This is a genomic window from Mycobacterium terramassiliense, assembly GCF_900157385.1.
Classification (GTDB): Bacteria; Actinomycetota; Actinomycetes; order Mycobacteriales; family Mycobacteriaceae; genus Mycobacterium; species Mycobacterium terramassiliense.
In genome coordinates this window covers 532268-555835 of the sequence record NZ_LT717701.1, presented here as the reverse complement: position 1 = coordinate 555835, position 23568 = coordinate 532268, and the positions used below count along the sequence as shown (strand labels likewise).

At 67.5% G+C, this 23568-nt stretch carries 25 protein-coding genes, 3 tRNA genes and 1 pseudogene; 22 read left to right on the top strand and 7 right to left on the bottom strand.

The window, feature by feature from the left end; genetic code table 11:
• Positions 1-9: 9 nt before the first annotated feature.
• Positions 10-687, bottom strand: a complete 678-nt coding sequence (locus MTAB308_RS17290; protein ID WP_157900960.1) for a hypothetical protein — start codon at positions 685-687, stop codon at positions 10-12.
• Between the two features lie 104 nt (positions 688-791).
• Positions 792-1004, bottom strand: coding sequence for an excisionase family DNA-binding protein (locus MTAB308_RS17285; protein ID WP_077100705.1), 213 nt, complete (start codon positions 1002-1004; stop codon positions 792-794).
• A 112-nt stretch (positions 1005-1116) separates the two neighbouring features.
• On the opposite strand from MTAB308_RS17285, the gene MTAB308_RS17280 reads away from it, so the two are divergent.
• The 4 genes and pseudogenes from MTAB308_RS17280 to MTAB308_RS30465 form a co-directional block, all read left to right on the top strand.
• Positions 1117-1671 carry a helix-turn-helix domain-containing protein gene (locus MTAB308_RS17280; protein ID WP_077100703.1) on the top strand — a complete coding sequence of 185 codons (555 nt, stop codon included), beginning with the start codon at positions 1117-1119 and terminating at the stop codon, positions 1669-1671.
• Complete coding sequence (locus tag MTAB308_RS17275) at positions 1664-2845, top strand: tyrosine-type recombinase/integrase (protein WP_077100701.1); 1182 nt, start codon at positions 1664-1666, stop codon at positions 2843-2845. Before MTAB308_RS17280 ends, MTAB308_RS17275 begins: the two co-directional genes overlap by 8 nt.
• Complete coding sequence (locus MTAB308_RS17270; RefSeq protein WP_245831436.1) at positions 2842-3402, top strand: DUF3800 domain-containing protein; 561 nt, start codon at positions 2842-2844, stop codon at positions 3400-3402. The genes MTAB308_RS17275 and MTAB308_RS17270 overlap by 4 nt, the downstream gene beginning before the upstream one ends.
• A 19-nt stretch (positions 3403-3421) precedes the next feature.
• Positions 3422-3601 (top strand): annotated as a pseudogene (locus tag MTAB308_RS30465) (DUF3800 domain-containing protein); the annotation flags it as partial.
• 253 nt (positions 3602-3854) lie between these two features.
• Here the strand turns inward: MTAB308_RS30465 and MTAB308_RS17265 are convergent.
• Both MTAB308_RS17265 and MTAB308_RS17260 read right to left on the bottom strand, forming a co-directional pair.
• A tRNA-Arg gene (locus MTAB308_RS17265) sits at positions 3855-3927 on the bottom strand.
• 20 nt (positions 3928-3947) lie between these two features.
• Positions 3948-4039: transfer RNA gene (locus MTAB308_RS17260), tRNA-Ser, on the bottom strand.
• A gap of 89 nt (positions 4040-4128) precedes the next feature.
• Here MTAB308_RS17260 and hisC point away from each other — a divergent pair.
• Entirely contained in the window at positions 4129-5193 is a 1065-nt protein-coding gene (gene hisC, locus MTAB308_RS17255) for a histidinol-phosphate transaminase (RefSeq protein WP_077100699.1), read from the top strand.
• Entirely contained in the window at positions 5190-5651 is a 462-nt protein-coding gene (locus tag MTAB308_RS17250) for a DUF4334 domain-containing protein (protein ID WP_077100697.1), read from the top strand. The genes hisC and MTAB308_RS17250 overlap by 4 nt, the downstream gene beginning before the upstream one ends.
• An 82-nt stretch (positions 5652-5733) precedes the next feature.
• Here the strand turns inward: MTAB308_RS17250 and MTAB308_RS17245 are convergent, their stop codons facing one another.
• Positions 5734-6318, bottom strand: coding sequence for a TIGR03086 family metal-binding protein (locus MTAB308_RS17245; RefSeq protein WP_173842198.1), 585 nt, complete (start codon positions 6316-6318; stop codon positions 5734-5736).
• Between the two features lie 23 nt (positions 6319-6341).
• On the opposite strand from MTAB308_RS17245, the gene MTAB308_RS17240 reads away from it, so the two are divergent.
• Genes MTAB308_RS17240 through MTAB308_RS17230 form a run of 3 tightly spaced genes read left to right on the top strand, consistent with a single transcriptional unit; the run spans position 6342 to position 8649 of the window.
• A complete protein-coding gene (locus tag MTAB308_RS17240) occupies positions 6342-7166 on the top strand; it encodes a crotonase/enoyl-CoA hydratase family protein (RefSeq protein WP_077100693.1) in 825 nt (274 codons plus the stop codon).
• 26 nt (positions 7167-7192) lie between these two features.
• Positions 7193-8428: a lipase LipE gene (lipE, locus tag MTAB308_RS17235; protein WP_077100691.1), complete on the top strand. Its 1236-nt coding sequence runs from the start codon at positions 7193-7195 to the stop codon at positions 8426-8428.
• 29 nt (positions 8429-8457) lie between these two features.
• A complete protein-coding gene (locus MTAB308_RS17230) occupies positions 8458-8649 on the top strand; it encodes a hypothetical protein (protein WP_077100689.1) in 192 nt (63 codons plus the stop codon).
• A 37-nt stretch (positions 8650-8686) separates the two neighbouring features.
• Here MTAB308_RS17230 and MTAB308_RS17225 read toward each other — a convergent pair.
• Positions 8687-8773: transfer RNA gene (locus MTAB308_RS17225), tRNA-Ser, on the bottom strand.
• A gap of 37 nt (positions 8774-8810) precedes the next feature.
• Here MTAB308_RS17225 and MTAB308_RS17220 point away from each other — a divergent pair.
• Positions 8811-9779, top strand: a complete 969-nt coding sequence (locus MTAB308_RS17220; RefSeq protein WP_077100687.1) for an NAD(P)H-quinone oxidoreductase — start codon at positions 8811-8813, stop codon at positions 9777-9779.
• An 8-nt stretch (positions 9780-9787) separates the two neighbouring features.
• Here the strand turns inward: MTAB308_RS17220 and MTAB308_RS17215 are convergent, their stop codons facing one another.
• Positions 9788-10984: a cysteine desulfurase-like protein gene (locus MTAB308_RS17215; protein WP_077100685.1), complete on the bottom strand. Its 1197-nt coding sequence runs from the start codon at positions 10982-10984 to the stop codon at positions 9788-9790.
• Between the two features lie 102 nt (positions 10985-11086).
• Here MTAB308_RS17215 and MTAB308_RS17210 point away from each other — a divergent pair, with 102 nt between their 5' ends.
• The 12 genes from MTAB308_RS17210 to MTAB308_RS17155 all read left to right on the top strand — a co-directional run bounded on the left by MTAB308_RS17210 (position 11087) and on the right by MTAB308_RS17155 (position 23565).
• Positions 11087-13066, top strand: coding sequence for a DUF6541 family protein (locus tag MTAB308_RS17210; protein WP_077100683.1), 1980 nt, complete (start codon positions 11087-11089; stop codon positions 13064-13066).
• A 14-nt stretch (positions 13067-13080) separates the two neighbouring features.
• Positions 13081-13617, top strand: coding sequence for a bacterial proteasome activator family protein (locus MTAB308_RS17205; protein WP_108637341.1), 537 nt, complete (start codon positions 13081-13083; stop codon positions 13615-13617).
• A 9-nt stretch (positions 13618-13626) separates the two neighbouring features.
• Positions 13627-14424 (top strand): galactan export ABC transporter ATP-binding subunit Wzt/RfbE, encoded by a 798-nt coding sequence (wzt, locus tag MTAB308_RS17200; RefSeq protein WP_077100681.1) that lies wholly within the window; start codon positions 13627-13629, stop codon positions 14422-14424.
• On the top strand, positions 14421-15329 hold the full coding sequence (gene glfT1 / locus MTAB308_RS17195; RefSeq protein WP_077100679.1) for a galactofuranosyltransferase GlfT1: 909 nt from the start codon (positions 14421-14423) through the stop codon (positions 15327-15329). The genes wzt and glfT1 overlap by 4 nt, the downstream gene beginning before the upstream one ends.
• On the top strand, positions 15326-16156 hold the full coding sequence (gene wzm, locus MTAB308_RS17190) for a galactan export ABC transporter permease subunit Wzm/RfbD (protein ID WP_077100677.1): 831 nt from the start codon (positions 15326-15328) through the stop codon (positions 16154-16156). Before glfT1 ends, wzm begins: the two co-directional genes overlap by 4 nt.
• A gap of 169 nt (positions 16157-16325) precedes the next feature.
• Positions 16326-17744 carry an HNH endonuclease signature motif containing protein gene (locus MTAB308_RS17185; RefSeq protein WP_173842197.1) on the top strand — a complete coding sequence of 473 codons (1419 nt, stop codon included), beginning with the start codon at positions 16326-16328 and terminating at the stop codon, positions 17742-17744.
• A gap of 54 nt (positions 17745-17798) precedes the next feature.
• Positions 17799-18338 carry a 6-carboxytetrahydropterin synthase gene (locus MTAB308_RS17180; protein WP_083746573.1) on the top strand — a complete coding sequence of 180 codons (540 nt, stop codon included), beginning with the start codon at positions 17799-17801 and terminating at the stop codon, positions 18336-18338.
• A gap of 148 nt (positions 18339-18486) precedes the next feature.
• Positions 18487-18966: a GreA/GreB family elongation factor gene (locus MTAB308_RS17175; protein WP_077100673.1), complete on the top strand. Its 480-nt coding sequence runs from the start codon at positions 18487-18489 to the stop codon at positions 18964-18966.
• Positions 18967-19005: 39 nt separating this feature from the next.
• Positions 19006-19434 carry a GtrA family protein gene (locus MTAB308_RS17170; protein WP_077100671.1) on the top strand — a complete coding sequence of 143 codons (429 nt, stop codon included), beginning with the start codon at positions 19006-19008 and terminating at the stop codon, positions 19432-19434.
• A 112-nt stretch (positions 19435-19546) separates the two neighbouring features.
• The gene (gene dprE1 / locus MTAB308_RS17165) at positions 19547-20911 is read left to right on the top strand and encodes a decaprenylphosphoryl-beta-D-ribose oxidase (protein WP_077100669.1); all 1365 of its coding nucleotides are present in this window, start codon (positions 19547-19549) and stop codon (positions 20909-20911) included.
• Positions 20912-21676 (top strand): decaprenylphospho-beta-D-erythro-pentofuranosid-2-ulose 2-reductase, encoded by a 765-nt coding sequence (gene dprE2, locus MTAB308_RS17160; RefSeq protein WP_077100667.1) that lies wholly within the window; start codon positions 20912-20914, stop codon positions 21674-21676.
• Positions 21677-21708: 32 nt separating this feature from the next.
• Positions 21709-23565: a galactan 5-O-arabinofuranosyltransferase gene (locus tag MTAB308_RS17155; protein WP_108637438.1), complete on the top strand. Its 1857-nt coding sequence runs from the start codon at positions 21709-21711 to the stop codon at positions 23563-23565.
• Positions 23566-23568: the final 3 nt, after the last annotated feature.

Sequence of the window (23568 nt, the reverse complement as noted above, 5' to 3'; positions counted from 1 at the left end):
ACCGGCTGCTCACTTGTCACCGCCCAGGGTGTGCGCGCCGGAGACGATTTCGTCGCACATGTGGCTGAACGCCTCGGTGGCGTGGTCGATTGCTTGGTCGAGTGCGCGCCGGAGTTCGTAGGCCTCGTCGAGGCGGAGGAAAGCGTCGTGGTCGTAGTCGTACTGGCCGCCGTCGAGATGCACTACCACCGCGGGCATTTGGCCCTCGACATATGCGACGCCTGCTCCAACCGTCAGCGGCGACCTGTCCCCCTCCAGGTGGTAAGGGTCGCCGTGGCGAAGTGATGCAGTCGTGTAGGTGATTCCCGACCAGTGATCCTGGTCATCGGTGTGGCGCGGCCTGGTGGTGCACCAGGAAAACGGGCACCCGTGGCGCTCACGCGTCCAGGTATCAAGTTCGTCGGCTGAGGCGATGATCGCGGCTGCGAGTTGACGGGCCTGCGAGCCGGTGAGGTAGTTCTCCCAGGATGAGTTGACGCTGATGCCGGGATCGGAGCGTGATGGCCCCTCCGCGCTGTCGAGGGTGCCGTCTGGCAGCTGGACGGCTGATGTCTGCACCCAGGAGTCGCTATCGATGATCTTGCGCTCGATGCCGTAGATCACCCGGAACGCGCCGTCCCACGCTGCACAGCCTTCGTTGCCTGGCGATGCGCCTTCGGGGAGCGGGACGTCGTTGACGTGTGGCATGATGTTGGTTTCCTGTCTGGTGTAAGTGGATGGGTTGCAGCGGCCTCCGCCAGGTGCTCCAACACCTGGACATGCGGGGGCCGCTGTCTTTTGCGGAGTGGTCATCAGGCTGCATCCCCGCCGATTGTGCCGTCCAGCTTGTCGATGAATTCGCACAGCGCAGACTCCGAAACAAGCCGTCGCCGACCAACTTTGACGCTTCGAAGCTCCCCGCTGGCAAGCAATTCGAAAACCTTCGAGCGGCCCAAGTGCAGCCGGGCCATAACAGACTCGACCGGGTGCAGCGTCGGCGGCGTTCTGGTTTGGATCTCGGTCATCAGGAACCCTCCTGTGTAGATTTGACACTCGATTGGGACAGTTTTGTGTCCTAATGAGAGATTCTTACACGTCGTGTTGAATCCGCACAAGTACCTGATAATCTGTGTCGTTATGAGCCAATGGGATGCGGACCTGCATGCGCGGATCGCTGCCGCAATCAAGAAACATCGGGGCGCCGGCCGTTCCGCCCAATGGCTCGCGGACAAGACTGCGGAACTCGGCTATCCGATCAGTCGGGCGCAAATTGCAAACTATGAAAGCGGCCGGAAGAAGAATTTGGACATCGCCGAGTTGCTGATTCTTGCTGCGGCGCTTGATGTTCCGCCGATGGTGTTGCTCTACCCGGATTTGCCAGCCGGTCAGGTTGAGATCATCCCTGGCCGCATCGGTACAAGCTGGGTGGCCTACTTGTGGGCAACCGGCATCGGCCCGTCACTAACGAGTCCTGCTGCCGCGCCGACCGCCGGCGAGCGTTTGATTGCCGCTGTACGCGAGCGCTCGGACCTGATGGCGGAGCTGGCCCATTTGCACGTGAATGCTGGCCTGTACGGCTATGACGCTGCGCTCAAGGCATCGTTGGAAAGCCGCCGGACCGAGGTCGCTGCCCGGATTAGCCGGCTCAACGCCGAGATCCACGAGGCGGGCGGTGTCATCAACGATGCCTAGGCAGCGTATGCGACCTGGGGAGCATGGTCGAATTACCGAGAAGGCTAGTGGTGGAAGGTTTTTCGCTTCGACGTATGTGCGTGATGCGGATGGTAGGCGGCGTCGTGTGGAGCGGTCCAGCGCCAGGTCTGTCGAGGACGCGCGCCGGTTGCTGCAGCGGCACCTGGTGCAGCGCCGGTCGCCGTTGACGAGTCAGGTCGTGACCGATCGGACGACGCTGGCCGAGTTGTTCGATCTGTGGATTGAGGCGAAGGTGGCCGAGGACGGAGTCAGCCGGCAGACGGCAGATGCCTATCGGGCGGTTTGGAAGGTTCACGGGGCGGCGCAGCTGGGTGCGCTGCGCATAACTGAGTTGCCGGCCAGCCGCGCAAATGCCCGTCTGCAGGCGATGGGGTCGACGACTCAGGCGAAGCGCCTTCGGATGATTTTGTCGGGAATGTGTGGGTTGGCGGTGCGCTACGACGTGTTGTCGGTGAACCCGATTCGCGAGGCTCGCACTGTCAAGACAGTACGAAAGGCGGCTAGGGCTGCGACGCCGGCCGAGTTTGCGCGGGTCCGCGCGGCGGCGCGGGCCTACGTCGAGAAGCAAGGTCCAGGTCCGCGGCCGGCGCGGCTGCTGCCCGCATTCGTGGACCTGCTGGCGGCGACCGGCGCCCGGCCGAACGAGCTCTTGGCGTTGCAGTGGGCAGATGTGGACCTCCTTGGCGAGCCACCCACGGTGACGATCACCGGGACCCTGGTCGACCATGGGCGTATCGCTGGTAAACCTCTGCATCGGCAGGATTCTCGCAAGGGCGATGCCCCGCCGCACACGGTGGTTCTCCCTCGGTTCGGTGTCGACGCGTTGGCATCGGTGGTCGGTGAATCGGGAATGGACGGGCCCGTGTTCGCAAACCGCGAGGGCGGTTGGATGTCATTGGCGAATATGCGGCGCGCGCTGCGGGCTGCGCTCCCCGACGACCTTTCCTGGGTGACCCCGCACGCGTTCCGGCGCACGGTCGCCAGTGTCGTCAGGGACGCGATGGGGGCGGAGTTGGCGCAGCAGCAGCTTTCCCACGCCAAGCTGGCGACCACGGAGGCCCATTACCTGCAGCGGCGGACCCATGGGCCGGATGTACGAGGAGTGCTGGACCAATTCGCCAATCAGGGCAGTGGAAGGCCCGGACGCCGGTGACCGCGGTGCAAGAGCGGCCTGTAGGTCCTGAATTTGCCTACGTCGACGAAACTGGGGACATCGGGAGCGTTTCGAACGGCGGGTCGCAGACCTACACGTTGGGCTGCGTGTTGATCCCGATGCTTCGGTGGACCGATTCGCTGGACTACTTCGTGAACCTTCGGCGCAACCTGAAATCGACCTACGGCCTGAAGATGTCGCAAGAGGTCAAGGCCAACCACCTGGTCGGCGTGAAGAGTGTGTACCGCGACCTTGGACTTGGCGACGGCCAGGTCCGAGACATTTACCGGCGGCACATAGACGCTTGCGTGCAATCCTGCAGCGGTGTCGGGGCCATCGTGGTGCATAAATCGGAAATCAAGAGGCCAGACATCGACGTCTTTGCGACGGCCTGGGAGTACTTGCTCACCCGACTTCGGAAGCGGACCGAAGATCGGCAGCAACCAATCCTGCTCATCCACGATCAGGGGGATGAAGATCGGGTGCGTAAGCACCTAAGACGGTTCCGGCGCCAATTGGCAAGGTGCTCAGTTCGGTTCGGCGAGGCTCCTTGTTGAAGATCCGGTACCCCGCAACTCTCAGCATTCGTACTTCATCCAGCTCGCGGATCTTGTCTCGTACGCCGCGTCGCGCCATGCAGTTCCCGCGTCTGGCAAGACAACTCGTATCTGCGACAGGACGATGTGGGAGCGTCTGGATCAGATTCAGATGAAAGCTGTCAGCACGCGCGGCGACGGAATCTACAAGTGGCCGTAGCAAAGTGAAGGGGAGGCGCCTCTCGGCACCTCCCTTGACGGCTGACCTACCCCGGCCATGCGACCGGCTCAGCCAGCAACCACCAGTATGTCACTAAACGCCGTCATTTCGCGCATTTCGCGCAAAGTGTGCGGGCAACACCCTACTCCTGACCGGTGACAGTGGCGGACGAGCAGCGTCTGAAAGTATCAGGAAAGTGTCAGATTTTCGGCGTGTCGCGTGGCCAACCGGAGCCGTTTTTCCTGGTAGTGAGCGCGCCCGAAGGGATTCGAACCCCCAACCTTCTGATCCGTAGTCAGATGCTCTATCCGTTGAGCTACGGGCGCCTGTCTTCAGTTGTCTCGCGTGGCGGAGGCGAGAGGATTTGAACCTCCGGTCCCCTTTGAGGGGGACAACTCATTAGCAGTGAGCCCCATTCGGCCGCTCTGGCACGCCTCCATTGGACTTCCTGAGGGTACCCGAACCCTTTCGGGTGTCCCCGAACCGCCGGAGGCATAGCGTACACAGCGCCGACATATGCTGTCGAAGTGACCGCCCGCCTGCGACCCGAGTTGGCAGGTCTGCCGGTCTACGTCCCCGGTAAAACGGTGCCGGGTTCGATCAAGCTGGCCAGCAACGAAACGGTGCACGGTCCGTTGCCCAGTGTCCGCGCGGCGATCGAGCGGGCCACCGACACGGTGCACCGCTACCCCGACAGCGCCAACGTGCAACTCAAGGAGGCGCTGGCGAAGCACCTCGGTTCGGACTTCGCGCCCGAGCACGTCGCGGTGAGTTGCGGTTCGGTGAGTTTGTGCCAGCAGCTGATCCAGATCACCGCCTCGGCGGGCGACGAGGTGGTGATGGGGTGGCACAGCTTCGAGCTGTATCCGCCCATGGTGCAGGTCGCCGGAGCCACCGCGGTCAAGGTGCCCTTGGCCGACCACGCATTCGACCTTTACGCGATGCTGGCCGCGATCACCGACCGCACGCGATTGATCTTCGTCTGCAACCCCAACAATCCGACGTCGACGGTCGTCGACCCCGACGCCCTGGCCCGGTTCGTCGAGGCCGTGCCCCCGCACATCCTGATCGCCATCGACGAGGCCTACGTCGAGTACATCCGCGACGGCATGTTGCCCGACAGCTTGGGGCTGGCCCGCGCCCGCAGCAATGTCGTTGTGCTGCGCACCTTTTCGAAGGCGTATGGGCTGGCGGGCCTGCGCGTCGGGTATGCCGTCGGCCATCCCGACGTGATCACGGCGCTGGACCAGGTCTACGTTCCGTTCGCGGTGACGAGCATCTCGCAGGCCGCCGCCATCGCCTCACTGGATGCCGCCGACGAGCTGTTGGCGCGCACCGACGCCGTGGTCGCCGAGCGCCGCCGGGTCGCCGACGGTTTGCGGGAGGCCGGGTACGCGCTGCCGCCTTCGCAGGCCAACTTCGTCTGGCTACCGCTGGGCGCTCAAACGCTGGACTTCGTGACGCGGGCCGCCGACGCGCGCATCGTGGTCCGTCCCTTCGCGCCCGACGGCGTCCGGATCACCGTCGGGGCGCCCGAGGAGAACGACGCCCTGCTGCGGTTTGCCCGCGACTGGAACAAGGAGAACCAATGAGCCTGGCCCGCAAGAAGTTCACCGAGTTCAAGGAGCGAGGCGACGCCATCGCCGACGCCGAGTTGGACGACTTCTGGGCGACGCTGGCGCCCGCGACCATCGACGGCATGATGGGCGAGTGGAAGGGCGGTGAGTTCCGCACCGGCCACAAGATGAACGGCCAGCTGGAAAAGGCGGGCTGGTTCGGCAAGACCTTCACCTCGGCCGCCGACGTGCAGCCGTTGGTCTGCCTGGACGCCGACGGGAACAAGTTCTCCAACAAGGCGATGGGCAAGGGTGAGGCCAGCCTGTGGCTGGAGGAATTCCGCGGCGAGGTCACCGCGACGATGGTCTATGACGGCCAGCCCGTGCACGACCACTTCAAGAAGATCGACGACGACGCCGTGATGGGCATCATGAACGGCAAGGGCGTCCTGGACGACGGCCGGTACTACTACTTCTACCTCGAGCGCGCGTAGGGCCCGTCGCCGGCGCCGAGCGTGTCGTGACGGCGAAAATCCGTGCGGGATCTCGCCCTGAGAGCACGCTCGGCGCAGGCAGCTAGCGGGCCGGTCTGCGGCCGGTGAACGCGATCAGCTGCTCGAGGGCGCCGGCGTCGGCGGCCACGTCGACCGGCTCGTCGAACCCGGCGCTGCCCCGCAGTTCCGGCCTGATGATCTGGTGCGCCAACCCCAGCACGTACTCGCACAGCGGTTCGGGGGCGTGCACCTCGTGTCCCACCGCGGCGGCGTAATCCCAAGCGTGGACCAGGAATTCGATCGAGAAGATGCCGCACGCGCTCCTGGCCGGCATCTCGCCCTTGCCGAACGGCACGGTGCCGTCCAGACCGCGGCGGTGCCAGGCGTCCAGGGCCGGCCGGGCCGCGGCGATGACCTGCCGCTCCACCGAATCGCCCTCGTCACGCTCCGGCATTTCCGCGCCCACCATGCCGCCGACGCCGGCGATCGACTCCAGCAGGTGCGCGGTCAGCTGCGTGACATCGAACTCTCTGCACGGCGTCTGGCGGGTCAGGTCGTCGGCGGCGATCGGGTGCAGGACGCGCTGCAACACCGCCAGGGTGTCCTCGGCGCTGTGCAGCTCGTCGGTGGGCGGGGAATGAGGTCCGGGTCGCAGATCGGGAGCCATGTTTGCCACGCTACGGTCTGCTGATGGGCGAAACATACGAATCCGTCACCATCGAAACCAAGGACCAGGTTGCGCAGGTGACGCTGATCGGGCCGGGCAAGGGCAACGCGATGGGGCCCGCGTTCTGGTCGGAGATGCCGGAGGTGTTCGCGGCGCTGGACGCCGACCGCGACGTGCGGGCGATCGTCATCACCGGGTCGGGCAAGAACTTCAGCTACGGCCTCGACGTGCCCGCGATGGGCGGGTCGTTCACCCCGCTCCTGTCCGGTGACGCGCTGGCCGGCCCGCGCGCGGATTTCCACCGCGAGGTCAAGCGCATGCAGGCCGCGATCACGGCCATCGCCGACTGCCGGACACCGACCATCGCGTCGGTGCACGGCTGGTGCATCGGCGGCGGCGTCGACCTGATCTCCGCGGTGGACATCCGCTACGCCAGCGCCGACGCCAAGTTTTCGGTGCGGGAGGTCAAGCTCGCCATCGTCGCCGACGTCGGCAGCCTCGCCCGCCTGCCGCTGATCCTGAACGACGGACACCTGCGGGAGTTGGCGCTGACCGGCAAGGACATCGACGCGGCCCGCGCCGAGAAGATCGGCCTGGTCAACGACGTCTACGCCGACCCCGACGCCACGCTGGCCGCCGCCCACGCCACCGCCGCCGAGATCGCGGCCAATCCGCCGCTGACGGTCAACGGCATCAAGGACGTCCTCGACCAGCAGCGCATCGCGGCGGTCTCGGAGAGCCTGCGCTACGTCGCCGCCTGGAACGCGGCGTTCCTGCCGTCGAAGGACCTGACCGAGGGCATCTCGGCGACGTTCGCCAAGCGCCCGCCGCAGTTCACCGGGGAGTGACGAGCCCCTCGGCTACTCTCGCTGAAGTGACTCCCGACGGCAGAATCCGCGTCCCGGCCGACCTGGACGCCGTGACGGCGATCGGCGACGAGGACCACTCCGGAATCGACAGCGCGGCCGTCGAGCGCGTCTGGCAGGCCGCCCGGCACTGGTACCGGGCCGGCTTCCACCCCGCCATCCAGGTGGCCATCCGGCACCGCGGGCGCGTCGTGCTGAACCGCGCCATCGGCCACGGCTGGGGCAACGCGCCCACCGATCCGCCCGACGCCGAGAAGAAGCCCGTCACCACCGACACACCGTTCTGCGTGTACTCGGCGGCCAAGGGCATCACCGCAACCGTCGTCCACATGCTCGTCGAACAGGGGCACTTCTCGCTCGACGACCGGGTCTGCGAGTACATCCCCACCTACACCAGCCACGGCAAGCACCGCACCACGATCCGGCACGTGTTGACCCACAGCGCGGGTGTCCCGTTCCCCACCGGGCCCAAGCCGGACCTGCGCCGGGCCGACGACCACGAGTACGCGCAGGAACAGCTCGGCAAGCTGCGGCCGCTGTACCGGCCGGGGCTGGTGCACATCTACCACGCGCTCACCTGGGGCCCGCTGATGCGCGAAATCGTTTACGCCGCCACCGGAAAGGACATCCGCGAAATCCTGGCCACCGAGATCCTCGACCCGCTGGGCTTCCGCTGGACCAACTTCGGCGTCGCCAAGGAGGACATCCCGTTGGTGGCGCCCAGCCACGCCACCGGAAAGCCCCTGCCGCCCGTGATCGCGGCGATCTTCCGCAAGGCGATCGGCGGAACCGTGCACGAGATCATCCCGTACACCAACACCCCGGCGTTCCTGTCCACCGTGGTGCCCTCGTCCAACACCATCTCGACCGCCAACGAACTGTCGCGATTCGCCGAAATGTGGCGGCGCGGTGGCGAACTCGACGGGGTGCGGATCATCAGCCCGGAGCGGATGTACGGCGCGGTGCAGGAGTGCCGGCGGCTGCGGCCAGATTTCGCCGTCGGCCTGCAGCCGGCCCGCTGGGGCACCGGGTACATGCTGGGCACGAAGCGCTTCGGACCGTTCGGCCGCAACGCGTCTAAGGCGTTCGGCAACCTCGGCCTGGCCAACATCGCGATCTGGGCCGACCCCGAGCGCAGCCTGGCCGCCGGCGTGATCAGCAGCGGCAAGCCGGGCCGCGATCCCGAAATCGGCCGCTACACCGCCCTGATGGACACGATCGCCGCCGAGATTCCGACCGGTTGAGCTCTGCCGGCGGTGGGAACACTGCCGACATGGCTACCTACCGAGTGCTCAACCCCAAGGGCGACGTCGTCGCGACAAAGGAGATCGACAGCGCCGACAAGGCCCACGCGTGGTTCGCCGACGACGCGGTCGAGGGCAACGAACTGGGCTGGCGCATGGAAGTCGAGCAGGACGGCGAATGGCATTTCTTCGACGACAGCGAGGGCGATCGAAGCTACTAGTGTTTGTCTCCCGACTGGCGGGGCAACCAACGTGCCGCGGTGGCGGAGGGATTTGAACCCCCGGACGGTTTTAGCCGTCTCTCGCTTTCAAGGCGAGTGCATTAGGCCGCTCTGCCACGCCACCGCTGATAAGGGTAACGGGGCTGGGTAGCGTTGCCCCCATGCGCGCCATCGTCGCCGAATCCTCCGACCAGCTGTCCTGGCGAGAAGTGCCCGATGCCGCGGCGGGGCCCGGCGAGATATTGATCAAGGTCGCCGCGGCCGGCGTGAACCGCGCCGACGTGCTGCAGGCCGCCGGCAAGTACCCGCCCCCGCCGGGCGTCAGCGACATCATCGGCATGGAGGTGTCGGGGGTTGTCGCCGATGCGGGCGAGGGCGTCACGGATTGGTCTGCGGGACAAGAGGTTTGCGCCTTGCTGGCCGGCGGTGGCTACGCCGAATACGTGGCCGTGCCCGCCGGCCAGGTGCTGCCGGTTCCCGACGGCGTGGACCTCGTCGACGCCGCCGGGTTGCCGGAGGTGGCGTGCACGGTGTGGTCGAACCTGGTGATGGTCGCCCACCTGGGTAAGGGCCAGGTGCTGCTGGTGCACGGTGGGGGCAGCGGCATCGGCAGCCACGCGATCCAGGTCGCGCGGGCGCTCGGCGCGCGGGTGGCCGTCACCGCCGGGTCGGCGGAGAAGCTCGAATTCTGCCGCGAGCTGGGCGCCGAGATCACCATCAACTACCGCGACGAGGACTTCGTCGCGCGGCTACGCGAACAGGGCGGCGCCGACGTGATCCTCGACATCATGGGCGCCGCCTACCTTGACCGCAACATCGACGCCCTGGCCACCGACGGGCAGCTCGTCATCATCGGCATGCAGGGCGGCCTGAAGGGCGAGCTGAACATCGGCAAGCTGCTGGCCAAGCGGGCGCGGGTCATCGGCACCACGCTGCGGGCGCGCCCGGTGACCGGGCCGAACAGCAAGACCGAGATCGTGCAGGCGGTGCGGACCTCGGTGTGGCCGATGATCGCCGAGGGCCGGGTGCGGCCGATCATCGGCGCGCGCCTGCCCATCCAGCAGGCCGGTGAGGCGCACCAACAGCTGGTGGGCAGCAAGGTGACCGGAAAGATCGTGCTGACCGTCTAGCGGCGCGCTCAGCCCAGCGACGCCAGCGCGCGCACCAGCTGGTCGACCTCGGCCGTCGTCGAGTAATGCGCCAGCCCGACGGTGACGGCGCCGCCCACGTCGTTGACGCCCAGCACGTCGAGCGCGCGCGAGCTCTCGTTGGTGACGGCCAGGATTCCGTTGTCCGCCAAGCGCTGCACGACGCGTTCGGCCGGGACGTCCTGCAGGGCGAAGCTGACGACCGGTATCCGCGCCTCGGGACGGCCGATGACCATCACCAGCGGCAGGGACCGCAGCGCGACCATCAGGTAGTCGAACACCCGGTTCAGGTACGCGGTGGCGGACTGCGTCGAGACCGACAGGCGTTCGCGGCGGCCGCCGCGGGCCGACTCGTCGAGCGTCGCCAGGTACTCGATGCTGGCGACCACCCCGGCCAGCAGGCCGAATTGGTGGGCGCCGAGCTCCAGGCGTGACGGGCCGGACGCGTTGGGGTCGGTCGAGACGGTGCCGAACGTGCCGATCATGCCCGGGTCGCGGAACACCAGCGCCCCGACCGGCGGGCCGCCCCAGGCGAGGGCGTTCACCGCCACCACGTCGGCGTCGGTCTCCCTGACGTCGAGCAGCCGGTACGGGGCGGCGGCGGAGTGGTCCACCACCACCAGGCCGCCGACGTCGTGCACCAGCTTGGTCATCGCCCGCAGGTCGGTGACCGTGCCCAGCGTCGCCGACGCCGTCGTGACGGCGACCAGCCGGGTCGACTTCCCGATCAGGCTTTCCCACTGCCATGTCGGCAGCTCGCCGGTCTCGATGTCGATCTCGGCCCACTTCACCTTGGCGCCGTAGCGGTGGGCGGCCCGCAGCCACGGGGCGATGTTGGCCTCGTCGTCGAGCCGGCTGACGACCACCTCGTAGCCGAGGCCGGCGCGCGAGGACGACGCCTCGGCCAGCGACGACAACAGGATGGCGCGGTCGGCGCCCAGCACGACGCCCGCCGGGTCGGCGTTGAACAAGTCCGCCACCGCGGCCCGCGCCGCGTCGAGCACCGCGGCGCTGCGCCGGGCCGACGGGTGGGCGCCGGAGGTGGTGGCGCTGGACCGGCGAAACGCGGTGGACACCGTGGTCGCAACGGAATCCGGGATGAGCATGCCGGCCGGCGCGTCGAAGTGCACCCATCCGTCACCCAGCGACGGATGCAGTCCGCGCACCCGGGCGACGTCGTAAGCCATGCCAGCCACCTTAGAGCTTCGCAATTCCGCGAAAATTGTGACGGTAGCGGGTGCCCCTTAGGCATTGGCAAGCCGGGTCACCCGGGCAGCCATACTAGTCGAGTGGGCCTATGGACCGGAACGCTGATCGCGCTGTTCTTGCTGATCGCACCGGGTGTGATAGTCGCGCGCATCGCCCAGCAAACGTGGCCGGCCGCCATCGCGGTTGGCCCGGCGCTGACCTATGGCGTTGTGGCGCTGGCGATTATCCCCTTCGGTGCGCTCGGAATCCCTTGGAACGGTTGGACTGCGCTGGCCACGCTCGCGGCGGTGTGCCTGGCGGCGACGGGTTTGCAGCTGCTGATGGCCCGCTACCACCGCGGCGACGCCGGGGAAGGAGGGGCCCGCGGAATCGGCGGCTGGCCGGCGGCGCTGGTGGCCGCGGGCGTGCTGCTGGGCGCCGCGCTGATCATGTGGGCGGGCTACCGCGGGCTCACGCACTGGCAGTCGATCCCCAGCACCTGGGACGCGGCCTGGCACGCCAACGAGGTGCGCTACATCCTCGACACCGGCCAGGCGTCCTCCACCCACATGGGCGAGCTGCGCAACGTCGAGACCCACCAGCCGCTGTACTACCCTTCGGTCTTTCACGCCCTGACCGCGATTTACTGCCAGCTCACCGGTGCGGCTCCGACCACCGGCTACACCCTGACGTCGCTGGCCGCGTCCGTGTGGCTGTTTCCCTCCAGCGCCGCCACGCTCACCTGGTTCCTGCTGCGCCCGATCAGCACCCAATGGCGCACGGCCGCCGTCTCGGCGACCGCCGCGGCGCTGTCGGCGTCGTTCACCTCGGTCCCCTACGTCGAGTTCGGCGTCGCCGCGATGCCCAACCTGGCCGCCTACGGGGTCGCGATCCCGACGTTTGTCCTGATCGCGTCGACGTTGCGGCACCGCGATCGCGTTCCGGCGGCGGCGCTGGCGCTGGTGGGCGTGCTGTCGATGCACCTGACCGGCGGGTTCATCGTCATCCTGTTCCTGTTGGCCTGGTGGCTGCTGGACGCCGTGTGGCATCCGGTGCGGGGCCGCCTCGCCGACGCGCTCACCCTGGCCGCCGTGGCCGTGCCGACGGGCCTGGTGCTGGCCCCGCAGTTCCTCGGGGTGCTCCGGCAGGCCGACATCATCGCCGGGCACGCGTTCCCCAGCTTCAAGAGCGCCAAGCAGGGCGTCATCGACGCGCTGCTCCTGCACACCCGCCACCTCAACGACTTCCCCACCCAATACGGCTTGCTGGTGCTGATCTACCTCGGCATGGCGATCCTGCTGTACAAGCGGATCTGGTGGCCACCGGCCGTCTGGCTGGTGCTGACCGTGGCGACGATCTACTCGGGGGCGCCGTTTCGCAATCCCGTCGGCCGCGCCATCGAGGAGTTCAGCCAGTTCTTCTACAACGATCCGCGGCGCCTGGCGGCGGTGGTGACGATGCTGGTGACGCCGATGGCGGCCATCGCGCTGTGCGCGATCGTCGCGGTGGTGGTGGGGGCGGCCAGGTATGTCACCGGCCGGTTCAAACAGATACGTTCCCCGGTCTGGACCGCCGCCACGGCGGTCCTTCTTCTGCTGGCCACCGTGCTGACCGCCCGGCACTACCTGTACCGGCACCTCGTGCTGTTCGGCGACAAGTACGACTCGGTGATCGTCGACCAGCGCGACCTCATGGCGATGGCCTACCTGGCCACGCTGCCCGGCGCTCACGACACGCTGATCGGCGACTCCAACGTCGACGGCACCACGTGGATGTACGCGGTGGCCGACCTGCACCCGCTATGGACGCATTACGACTTCCCGCAGCAGACCGGCCCCGGCTACTACCGCTACATCTTCTGGACCTCGGCGCGCAAAGGTGAAGCGGATCCGAAGGTGGTCGAGGCGATTAAAGCGCTCAATATCAGGTACATCTTGACCAGCACGCCCAACGTCAGAGGGTTTGCCACTCCCGAAGGGCTAGTCTCTCTGGATAAATCGACGTCGTGGACGATGATCTACGACAACGGTGGGGCTCGGATCTACGAGTGGCGCCCGGACGTGGCGGCCCCGCACCCTTAAAGTCCCCAAAGAGGATGGTGAATGGATTGACGAACGGCAACGACGGACCGGACGCCGACGGCATCGAGGTCATCGGCGGCGTCGACCCGCGAATCATGGCGATCCGCGACGCGGAGGACGACTCCGACGAACGCTCCCTGACCGACCTGGTCGAGCAGCCGGCCAAGGTGATGCGGATCGGCACCATGATCAAGCAACTGCTCGAGGAGGTGCGCGCCGCGCCGCTGGACGAGGCCAGCCGCAACCGGCTGCGCGACATCCACGCCACGAGCATCCGTGAGCTCGAGGAGGGCCTGGCACCGGAACTGCGTGAGGAGCTCGATCGGCTCACCCTGCCGTTCAGTGAGGACGTCGCGCCGTCGGACGCCGAATTGCGCATCGCGCAGGCGCAGCTGGTCGGCTGGCTGGAAGGGCTGTTCCACGGCATTCAGACCGCGTTGTTCGCCCAGCAGATGGCCGCCCGCGCGCAGCTTGAGCAGATGCGCCAGGGCGCATTGCCGCCGGGCCTCGGCAAGCAGGGCGGCGGCTCCGGACACGGTCAATACCTCTAGTAGCCAACGGTGCCGGGGCCTCACATCGAGACGCGCGACGCGTGGGTGGAATTTCCCATCTTCGACGCCAAGTCGCGATCGTTGAAGAAGGCTTTCCTGGGCAAGGCGGGCGGCACGATCGGTCGTAACAGCTCCAACGTCGTCGTGGTCGAGGCGTTGCGCGACATCACCATGAAGCTCGAGCTGGGCGACCGGGTCGGGCTCGTCGGCCACAACGGGGCCGGGAAATCGACTCTGCTGCGCCTCCTTTCGGGCATCTACGAGCCCACCCGCGGGTGGGCGAAGGTCACCGGACGGGTCGCGCCGGTCTTCGACCTCGGGGTCGGCATGGACCCCGAGATCTCCGGCTACGAGAACATCATCATCCGCGGGCTGTTCCTGGGGCAGACGCGAAAGCAGATGATGTCCAAGGTCGACGAGATCGCCGAGTTCACCGAGCTGGGCGACTACCTGTCGATGCCGCTGCGCACCTACTCCACCGGGATGCGGGTCCGGCTGGCGATGGGCGTGGTCACCAGCATCGACCCCGAGATCCTGCTGCTCGACGAGGGCATCGGCGCGGTCGATGCCGACTTCCTGAAGAAGGCCCAGACCCGATTGCAGAAACTGGTGGAGCGCTCCGGAATCCTGGTGTTCGCCAGCCATTCCAACGAATTTCTCGCCCGGCTGTGCAAGACCGCGATGTGGATCGACCACGGCGTCATCCGCATGTCCGGCGGCATCGAGGACGTGGTGCGCGCCTACGAGGGCGAGGACGCGGCACGGCACGTGCGCGAGGTGCTGGCCGAGACCGCCGGACAGCCGTGAGCGACACCGTCTGCGCCGTGGTGGTCACCCACCGTCGCCCCGACGAGCTGGCCAAGTCGCTGGACGTGCTCAGCACGCAGACCCGGCTGCCCGATCACCTGATCGTGGTCGACAACGACGGTGACGACCGGGTCCGGGATCTGGTTGCCGGCCAACCGGTTCCGACGACCTACCTCGGTTCGCGCCGAAACCTCGGCGGCGCAGGGGGTTTCGCGCTCGGCATGCTGCACGCGCTGGCACAGGGGGCCGACTGGGTCTGGCTCGCCGACGACGACGGGCGCCCGCAGGACTCTCGCGTGCTGGCGACGCTGCTGGCCTGCGCCGAGAAGTACGGCCTGGCCGAGGTGTCGCCGATGGTGTGCAACTCCGACGACCCGCAGCGGCTGGCGTTTCCGCTGCGCCGCGGCCTCGTATGGCGCAGGCGCGCAAGCGAATTGCGCACCGAAGCGGGCCAGGAGCTGCTGCGCGGCATCGCGTCGTTGTTCAACGGCGCGCTGTTCCGGGCGTCGACGCTGGAATCGATCGGCGTTCCGGACCTGCGGCTGTTCATTCGCGGCGACGAGGTGGAGATGCACCGCCGGCTGGTTCGGTCCGGCCTGCCGTTCGGCACCTGCCTGGACGCGGTCTACCTGCACCCGTGCGGATCCGACGAGTTCAAGCCGATCCTGGGCGGCCGGATGCACACCCAGTACCCCGACGACGCCGCCAAGCGGTTCTTCACCTACCGCAACCGCGGCTACCTGATGGCGCAGCCCGGCCTGCGCAGGCTCCTGTTCCAGGAGTGGGTCCGCTTTGGCTGGTACTTCCTGGTGACCCGCCACGACCCCAAGGGCCTGGTCGAGTGGATCCGGTTGCGCCGCTTGGGGCGTCGCGAGCGCTTCGGGAAACCGGGAGGGTCGGCATGACATTCATCGACGCGGCGGCGCAGTCGCGGACGTTCGGGCGCGCCCGCGGCGACCTGCTCGACGGCTTCCGCCGGCACGAGCTGTGGCTGCACCTGGGCTGGCAGGACATCAAGCAGCGCTACCGCCGCTCCGTCCTGGGGCCGTTCTGGATCACCATCGCCACCGGCACCACCGCCGTCGCGCTGGGCGCGTTGTATTCCAAGCTGTTCCACCTCGATCTGGCGGTGCACCTGCCCTACGTCACCCTCGGGCTGATCATCTGGAACATGATCAACGCCGCCATCCTGGAGGGCTCCGAGGTGTTCGTCGCGAACGAGGGGCTGATCAAGCAGCTGCCGACGCCGCTGAGCGTGCACGTCTACCGGCTGGTGTGGCGGCAGATGATCCTGTTCGCACACAACATCGCCATCTACGTCGTCGTCGCCATCATCTTCCCCAAACCGTGGTCGTGGGCCGACCTGTCGGTCATCCCGGCGCTGGGGTTGATCGTGCTGAATTCCATCTGGGTGTCACTGTGTTTCGGCATCCTGGCGACCCGCTACCGCGACATCGGTCCCCTGCTGTTCTCGGTTGTGCAGTTGCTGTTCTACATGACGCCGATCATCTGGAACGACGAGACGCTGCGGGCGCAGGGTGCCGGGCGCTGGGCGAGCATCATCGAGCTCAACCCGCTGCTGCACTACCTCGACATCGTTCGGACGCCGTTGTTGGGCGGCCACCAGGAACTGCGGCACTGGGTGGTGGTCTTGGTCCTCACCGGCGTCGGCTGGCTGCTGGCCGCGTTCGCGATGCGGCAATACCGCGCCCGGGTGCCGTACTGGGTCTAGCTGGCTCTAGCCGGGCCGCCGGTGGGCGGTAGCAAACGATTCGCCTCGTCGAGGGCGGTCTGCAACTGTCGCAGCTATATCTGGTGGGGGCGACCCCGCAGCCGCGGTTATGCACAAGCGGCGACCCTGCCAAAAGTTTAAGTCAATGGACCGGTGTATATTCGAACGTATGTTCGATACCGTGGGCGATGCCGGGGTGGTGGATGCCATCTCCGATGCGGGTCGCGCACAGAACGTGGCGTGCGCCCGGGAGTTGGCGGCGATAGGTGAGTTGTACGCGCGACGGGCGCCCGACGACGATTGCGAGCGGTTCAGCTGGGCCGTCGACGGGCACGAGAACGTGGTCGCCGAGGTCGCCGCGGCGTTGCGGATCAGCCGTGGCCGCGCCCGGGGGCGGCTGCGGCACGCGATCGCCCTTCGTGAGCGGTTGCCCCGGGTAGCCGAGGTGTTTGCGCGGGGCGATATCGACTTCCGGCTGGTAGCGGCGCTGGTGACGCGCACCGAGGTGGTCGACGATGCGGAGTTGATCGCCAAGATCGACGCCGCGGTGGCCCGCCACGCCACGAAGTGGATGCGGTTGTCCGGGCCCAGCGTCGCCGAGCGCATCGACATGTGGGTGGCCCGCTTCGACCCCGCCGGGGTGCGGGTGCCCGGGCCCCGCAACGACAATCGCTACGTCGATATCGCGTCCACCGACGCGGGGCTGGCCGGGGTGTGGGCGCAGCTGCACGCCACCGACGGGGCCACCCTCGAGCAGAAGCTCGACGCGCTCGCCGCCACGGTCTGCCGCGAGGATCCGCGCACCAAAGCCCAGCGCCGAGCCGACGCGCTGGGGGCCTTAGCCGCCGGGGCCGAGGTACTGGGCTGCCTGTGCGGTGGACCGGATTGCGCCGCGCCGCAACGCGCTGGCACGAACGTCGTCATTCACGTGCTCGCCGAGCAGGGTGCGGTCGATGGCGAGTCGCAGGCTCCGGGCTATCTGTCCGGTCATGGTCCGCTGCCGGCGGAGCTGCTACGGGAGGTGGCCGGAAACGCCAAGATCAAGCCCCTCTGGCTCCCGCCGGCCAAGGCGGAGTCGGGCTATCGACCGTCGGCGGCGCTGGCCGAGTTCGTCCGGTTTCGCGATTTGACCTGCCGCTTCCCGGGTTGCGACGCGCCGGCTGAAATCTGCGACATCGACCACACGGTGCCGTTTCCGCTGGGGCCCACCCACCCGTCCAATCTCAAACTGCTCTGCCGCTACCACCACCTGCTCAAGACCTTCTACGTCCAATGGCGGGATCGGCAGGAGCCCGACGGCACTGTGGTGTGGACCTCGCCGACGGGGCATCAGTACGCCACCAAACCCGGTGGGAGCCTGCTCTTTCCAGCGTTGGCCGTTCCGACCGGAGCGCTGGTGCTGCCCACTGACGCGCCCCAGCCGCATGAAAGCCGTGGACTGATGATGCCGGCCCGTCGGCGAACCCGGGCACAGGAGCGAGCGGCGCGAATCAGGTGGGAGCGCGGCATGAACGAAGCGCGCATCGCCGCAGAGGCGGCGCGACGCGCCGAGCGTATCGCCGCCAGCTACGAGCCGCCGCCCTTCTAGCGGTGCCAAGGATGTTTCAAGGATCCGTCAAGGCGCCGACCCGACGCTGCACTCATGAGTCACATTGCTTTCGACGACGACGTGTACGTCGCAACCATGCACCGCGCCGACGCACCGAGCGGCCGCACCGCGCGATTCCACATGCGCAAGCTCTTCGACGAACTCCCGTGCTGCCATCGCTCGTGGGCCAATCTGGGGAAGCGGTTCTTCCTGCACGGCTGCGAGCGCGCGTTCGAGGTCGAGTTCGCCTGCGCCGAAACCGAACTCGGCACCGGCCTGGTGGTCGACGGCAGCGCCGTCGGCGAAATCCGCTCGGCACTGCGCTATCAGTTCGACCACACCACGCTGATCGCCGCGGACGACCCGCAGCGCGACCTGTTCGAACTGCTGGCCGAGCGCGGCGTCGTCGACCTGCGGATCATGGAGAACACCGGCATGGAGGGCTCGGCGGCCTGGGCGTTCGAGACCGCCGAGCGCATCGTCGCGCTGGCGACCGGCGGCCGGGTGTGGGTCTCTCGCATCGAGGCGCGGGAAAGCCGCAACAACGTGGTCACCCTCACCGCGGGACCGGTGACGGCCGGCGGCTGGGCGTAGCTACCGGGGGTAGATTCGCCGCCGTCCTACTGGGTATGTGTAGAACACCAAAGTTTGCGTTCGCGTAAGGTGGCGGCTGCCTGGTGGTGGTGCGACACTGTAGCGCTACAGGTCAGCAGTGACGGCAGATTGGATCGGGTCGACTGACGTGAGCAAAAAGGCCAAGTCGGCGGTGGACGTGGCGCGGGAAAACCTCGCCGCGGAGCTGGACCGGCTCAAGCAGCGGCACGATCGCCTCGAGGTCGAGGTCAAAAATGACCGCGGCATGGTCGGTGACCATGGCGACGCGGCCGAGGCGATACAACGCGCGGACGAGCTCGTCGTCCTCGCCGACCGGATCAACGAGCTGGACCGGCGACTGCGCAGCGGGCCGTCAGCCTCGGACGACTCGGAAACGTTGCCCGGCGGGACCGAGGTGACGCTGCGATTCCCCGACGGGGAGGTCGTCACCATGCACGTGATCTCCATCGTCGAGGAGACCCCCATCGGCCGCGAGGCCGAGACGCTGACCGCCCGCAGCCCGCTGGGCCAGGCCCTGGCCGGGCGCAAGGCGGGCGACACGGTGACGTACACGACCCCGCAGGGCGAAAACCAGGTCGAGCTCATCTCGGTGAAGCTGCCCCGCTAACTCACCGTCGTCGGCGCCGGCCCCGATAGACTCCCCGCCATGATCCCCCCAGAACCTGGCGCCGCTCCCGCGCGCCCACACCTGGGTCTGACGACACAGGTGACGCGTTTCGTCGTCACCGGTGGTCTGGCCGGGATCGTCGATTTCAGCCTCTACCTGGTGCTCTGGAAGGTGGTGGGCCTGCAGGTTGACCTGTCCAAGGCCACCAGCTTCATCGTCGGCACCATCACCGCCTACCTGATCAATCGCCGATGGACGTTTCAGGCGGCGGCCAGTACCGCCCGGTTCGTCGCGGTCATGGTGCTCTACGCCATCACCTTCTCGGTGCAGGTCGGGCTCAACCACCTCTGCCTCGTGCTTCTGCACTATCGGGGGTGGGCGCCCGTCGTCGCGTTCGTGATCGCGCAGGGCACCGCGACGGTGATCAACTTCATCGTGCAGCGAGCCGTTATCTTCCGCATCCGCTGACCGACCTGGCCCGATCGGACTGTCCGCCTCTCCCCCGCAAGCGGGAGGTGCCCCCACAGCGGGATGCACGCGTCCCGCATCGTCGCCGAACCAGGCGGTACCCTCTTTGACGATGTCCACCACCAAGCGGCTCGCGGGCTGGGGGCGTACCGCGCCGTCGGCGGCGACGGTGCTTTCCACGCCGGACCCGGAAGAAATCGCCAAGGCCGTGGCCAACACGGCCGACTCGGGCGGGCGCGGCGTGATCGCCCGCGGGCTGGGCCGTTCCTACGGTGACAACGCGCAAAACGGCGGCGGCCTGGTGATCGACATGACCGAGCTGAACACCATTCACTCCATCAGCGCCGACACCAAGCTGGCCGACCTCGATGCCGGGGTCAACCTCGATCAACTGATGAAGGCCGCGCTGCCGTTCGGCCTGTGGGTGCCGGTCCTGCCCGGCACCCGGCAGGTCACCATCGGCGGGGCGATCGCGTGCGACATCCACGGCAAGAACCATCACAGCGCGGGCAGCTTCGGCAACCACGTGCGCAGCATGGACCTGCTGACCGCCGACGGCCAGGTCCGCCACCTCACGCCGATCGGTGCGGACTCCGAGCTGTTCTGGGCCACGGTCGGGGGCAACGGCCTCACCGGGATCATCCTGCGGGCCACCGTTGAGATGACGCCGACGGAGACGGCCTATTTCATCGCCGACGGCGACGTCACCGCCAGCCTGGACGAAACCATCGCATTTCACAGTGACGGCAGCGAGGCCGACTACACCTATTCCAGCGCGTGGTTCGACGCGATCAGCGCGCCGCCGAAACTCGGCCGCGCTGCGATATCGCGCGGCTCACTCGCCAAGCTCGATCAGTTGCCGCCGAAGCTACGGCGCAATCCGCTGAAATTCGATGCGCCGCAACTGCTTACGGTGCCCGATGTCTTCCCCAACGGGTTGGCCAACAAGTACACCTTCGGGTCCATCGGCGAGTTGTGGTACCGCAAGTCCGGCACCTACCGGGGCAAGGTTCAAAACCTGACGCAGTTCTACCACCCCCTGGACATGTTCGGCGAATGGAACCGCGCCTACGGCCCAGCCGGTTTCGGCCAGTACCAGTTCGTCGTGCCCACCACCGCGGTGGAGCAGTTCAAGGGCATCATCCGCGACATCCAAAAGTCCGGTTTCTACTCGTTTCTCAACGTGTTCAAGCTGTTCGGCCCGGGCAACCAGGCCCCGCTGAGCTTCCCGATTCCGGGCTGGAACGTGTGCGTCGACTTCCCCATCAAGCCGGGGCTCAACGAGTTCCTCAACGAACTCGACCGCCGCGTGCTGGAATTCGGTGGCCGGGTCTACACCGCCAAGGATTCGCGCACCAACGCCGAAACCTTCCACGCCATGTACCCGCGCATCGACGAGTGGATCGCCGTGCGCCGCAAGGTCGATCCCTTGCGGGTGTTCGCCTCCGACATGGCCCGACGCTTGGAGCTGCTGTAGATGGTGCTTGACGCCGTGGGAAATCCGCAGACCATCCTGTTGCTCGGGGGCACCTCCGAGATCGGACTGGCCATCTGCGAGCGCTACCTGCAAAACGCGCACGCCCGAATCATCCTGGCGGCCATGCCAAATGACCCGGGCCGCGACGAAGCGGTGGCCCAGATGAAGGCCGCGGGCGCGCGCTCGGTGGAGCTGATCGACTTCGAGGCCACCGACCCCGACAGCCACCCGAAGATGATCGAGGCGGCCTTCGCCGACGGCGATGTCGACGTCGCGATCGTCGCGTTCGGCATCCTCGGCGACGCCGAGGAGCTGTGGCAGAACCAGCACAAGGCCGTGCTGGCCGCCGAGATCAATTACACCGCAGCGGTTTCCGTGGGCGTCCTGCTGGGCCAGAAAATGCGCGCCCAGGGCTTCGGCCAGATCATCGCGATGAGTTCGGCCGCCGGCGAGCGGGTGCGTCGGTCCAACTTCGTCTACGGCTCCACCAAGGCCGGGCTGGACGGTTTCTACCTCGGATTGGCAGAGGCGTTGCGCGAGTTCGGGGTTCGTGTCCTGGTGATCCGGCCGGGCCAGGTTCGCACCCGGATGAGCGCGCACGTCAAGGAGGCCCCGCTCACCGTCGACAAGGAGTACGTCGCCAACCTCGCGGTGACCGCGGCGGCACAAGGTAAGGAATTGGTTTGGGCGCCAGCGGCATTCCGTTACGTGATGATGGTGTTGCGACACATTCCGCGGAGCATCTTCCGCAAGCTGCCAATCTGAGCGTGCGCAACGCGCTGGCCACCCTGGGCCAGATGGCCGCGGGGTTGGCGGTCGCGGTGATCGTGGCGGTGCCGTCGCTGATCGCGATCGCCGGCGTGCAATGGCCGGCGTTTCCGTCGTCGAACCAGCTGCACGCGCTGACCACCGTGGGGCAGGTCGGCTGCCTGGCCGGGCTCGTCGCGGTCGGCTGGCTGTGGCGCCGCGGGCGTCGCGTCGTGGCGCGCCTGGGCGGGCTGGTGTTCCTGTCCGCGTTCACCGTCGTGACGCTGGGCATGCCGCTGGGTGCCACGAAGCTGTACCTGTTCGGCATCTCCGTCGACCAGCAGTTCCGCACCGAATACCTGACCCGCCTCGCGGACAGCCCCGCCCTGCACGACATGACCTACCTCGGGCTGCCGACCTTCTACCCGCCGGGCTGGTTCTGGATCGGCGGCCGCGTCGCGGCGCTGACGGGCACGCCGGCCTGGGAGATGTACAAGCCGTGGGCGATCACCTCGATCACCATCGCGGTCGCCGTCGCGCTGGTGCTGTGGTGGCGGCTGATTCGCTTCGAATACGCGCTGATCGTCACCACCGCGACCGCGGCGGTGACGCTTGCCTACAGCTCGCCGGAGCCTTACTCCGCGATGATCACGGTGATGTTGCCGCCGGTGCTGGTGCTGACGTGGTCGGGACTGCGGGCCGGCGAGCGCGGCGGACCCCCGCAAGCGGGAGGTGCCCCCAGGGCCGCTGTGGTCGGCGCCGGGCTGTTCCTCGGTTGGACGGCCACCTGGTACACGCTGCTGTTCGGCTTGACCGCGTTCACGATGGGGCTGATGGCGCTGCTGCTGGCCGGTGCGCGCTGGCGGCGCGACGGCTTCCGGCCCGCGCTGGACCCGCTGCGCCGGTTCGCCCTCATCGCCGTCATCGCGGCGGCCATCGCGAGCATCACCTGGCTGCCGTTCATTCTGCGTGTGGCCCGCAGCCCGGTGAGCAACAGCGGCAGCGCCCTGCACTACCTGCCGGCCGACGGCGCCGAACTGACCTTCCCGATGCTGCAGTTCTCGCTGCTGGGGGCGATCTGCATGCTGGGCACGCTGTGGCTGGTGGTGCGGGCGGGCACCTCGGTGCGGGCGGGCGCCCTGGCCATCGGCGTGCTCGCCGTGTACCTGTGGTCGCTGCTGTCGATGCTGACCACACTGGCGCGCACCACGCTGCTGTCGTTCCGGCTGCAGCCGACGTTGAGCGTGCTGCTGGTGGCCGCCGGGGTGTTCGGCTTCGTCGAGGCCGTCACGGCCCTCGCCCCGCGCGGCCGCGCCGTCGTGCCGGTTGCCGCCGCGATCGGGCTGGCCGGGGCCATCGCGTTCAGCCAGGACATCCCCGACGTGCTGCGCCCGGATCTGACCATCGCCTATACGGACACCGACGGCCACGGCCAGCGCGGCGACCGGCGACCGCCGAGTTCCGAGAAGTTCTACCCGGTCATCGACGCCGCAATCCTCAAGATGACCGGCAGGCCGCGCGACCAGATCGTCGTGATGACGGCCGACTACAGCTTCCTGTCCTACTACCCGTACTGGGGCTTCCAGGGGCTGACGTCGCACTACGCCAACCCGCTGGCGCAATTCGACCTGCGAGCCACCCAGATCGAGAAGTGGTCCAAGCTCAAGACCGCCGACGAGTTCATCCACGCGCTGGATACGTCGCCGTGGCCCCCGCCGACGGTTTTCCTGATGCGCCGCGGGGCGAACAGCACCTACACGTTGCGGCTGGCGCAGGACGTGTATCCCAACCAGCCCAACGTTCGTCGGTACACCGTCGATCTGCCGGCGGCCCTTTTCGCCGATCCCCGCTTCGTCGTCGACGGCGTCGGGCCGTTCGTGCTGGCGATCCGCAAGCCGACGTCGTAGTGG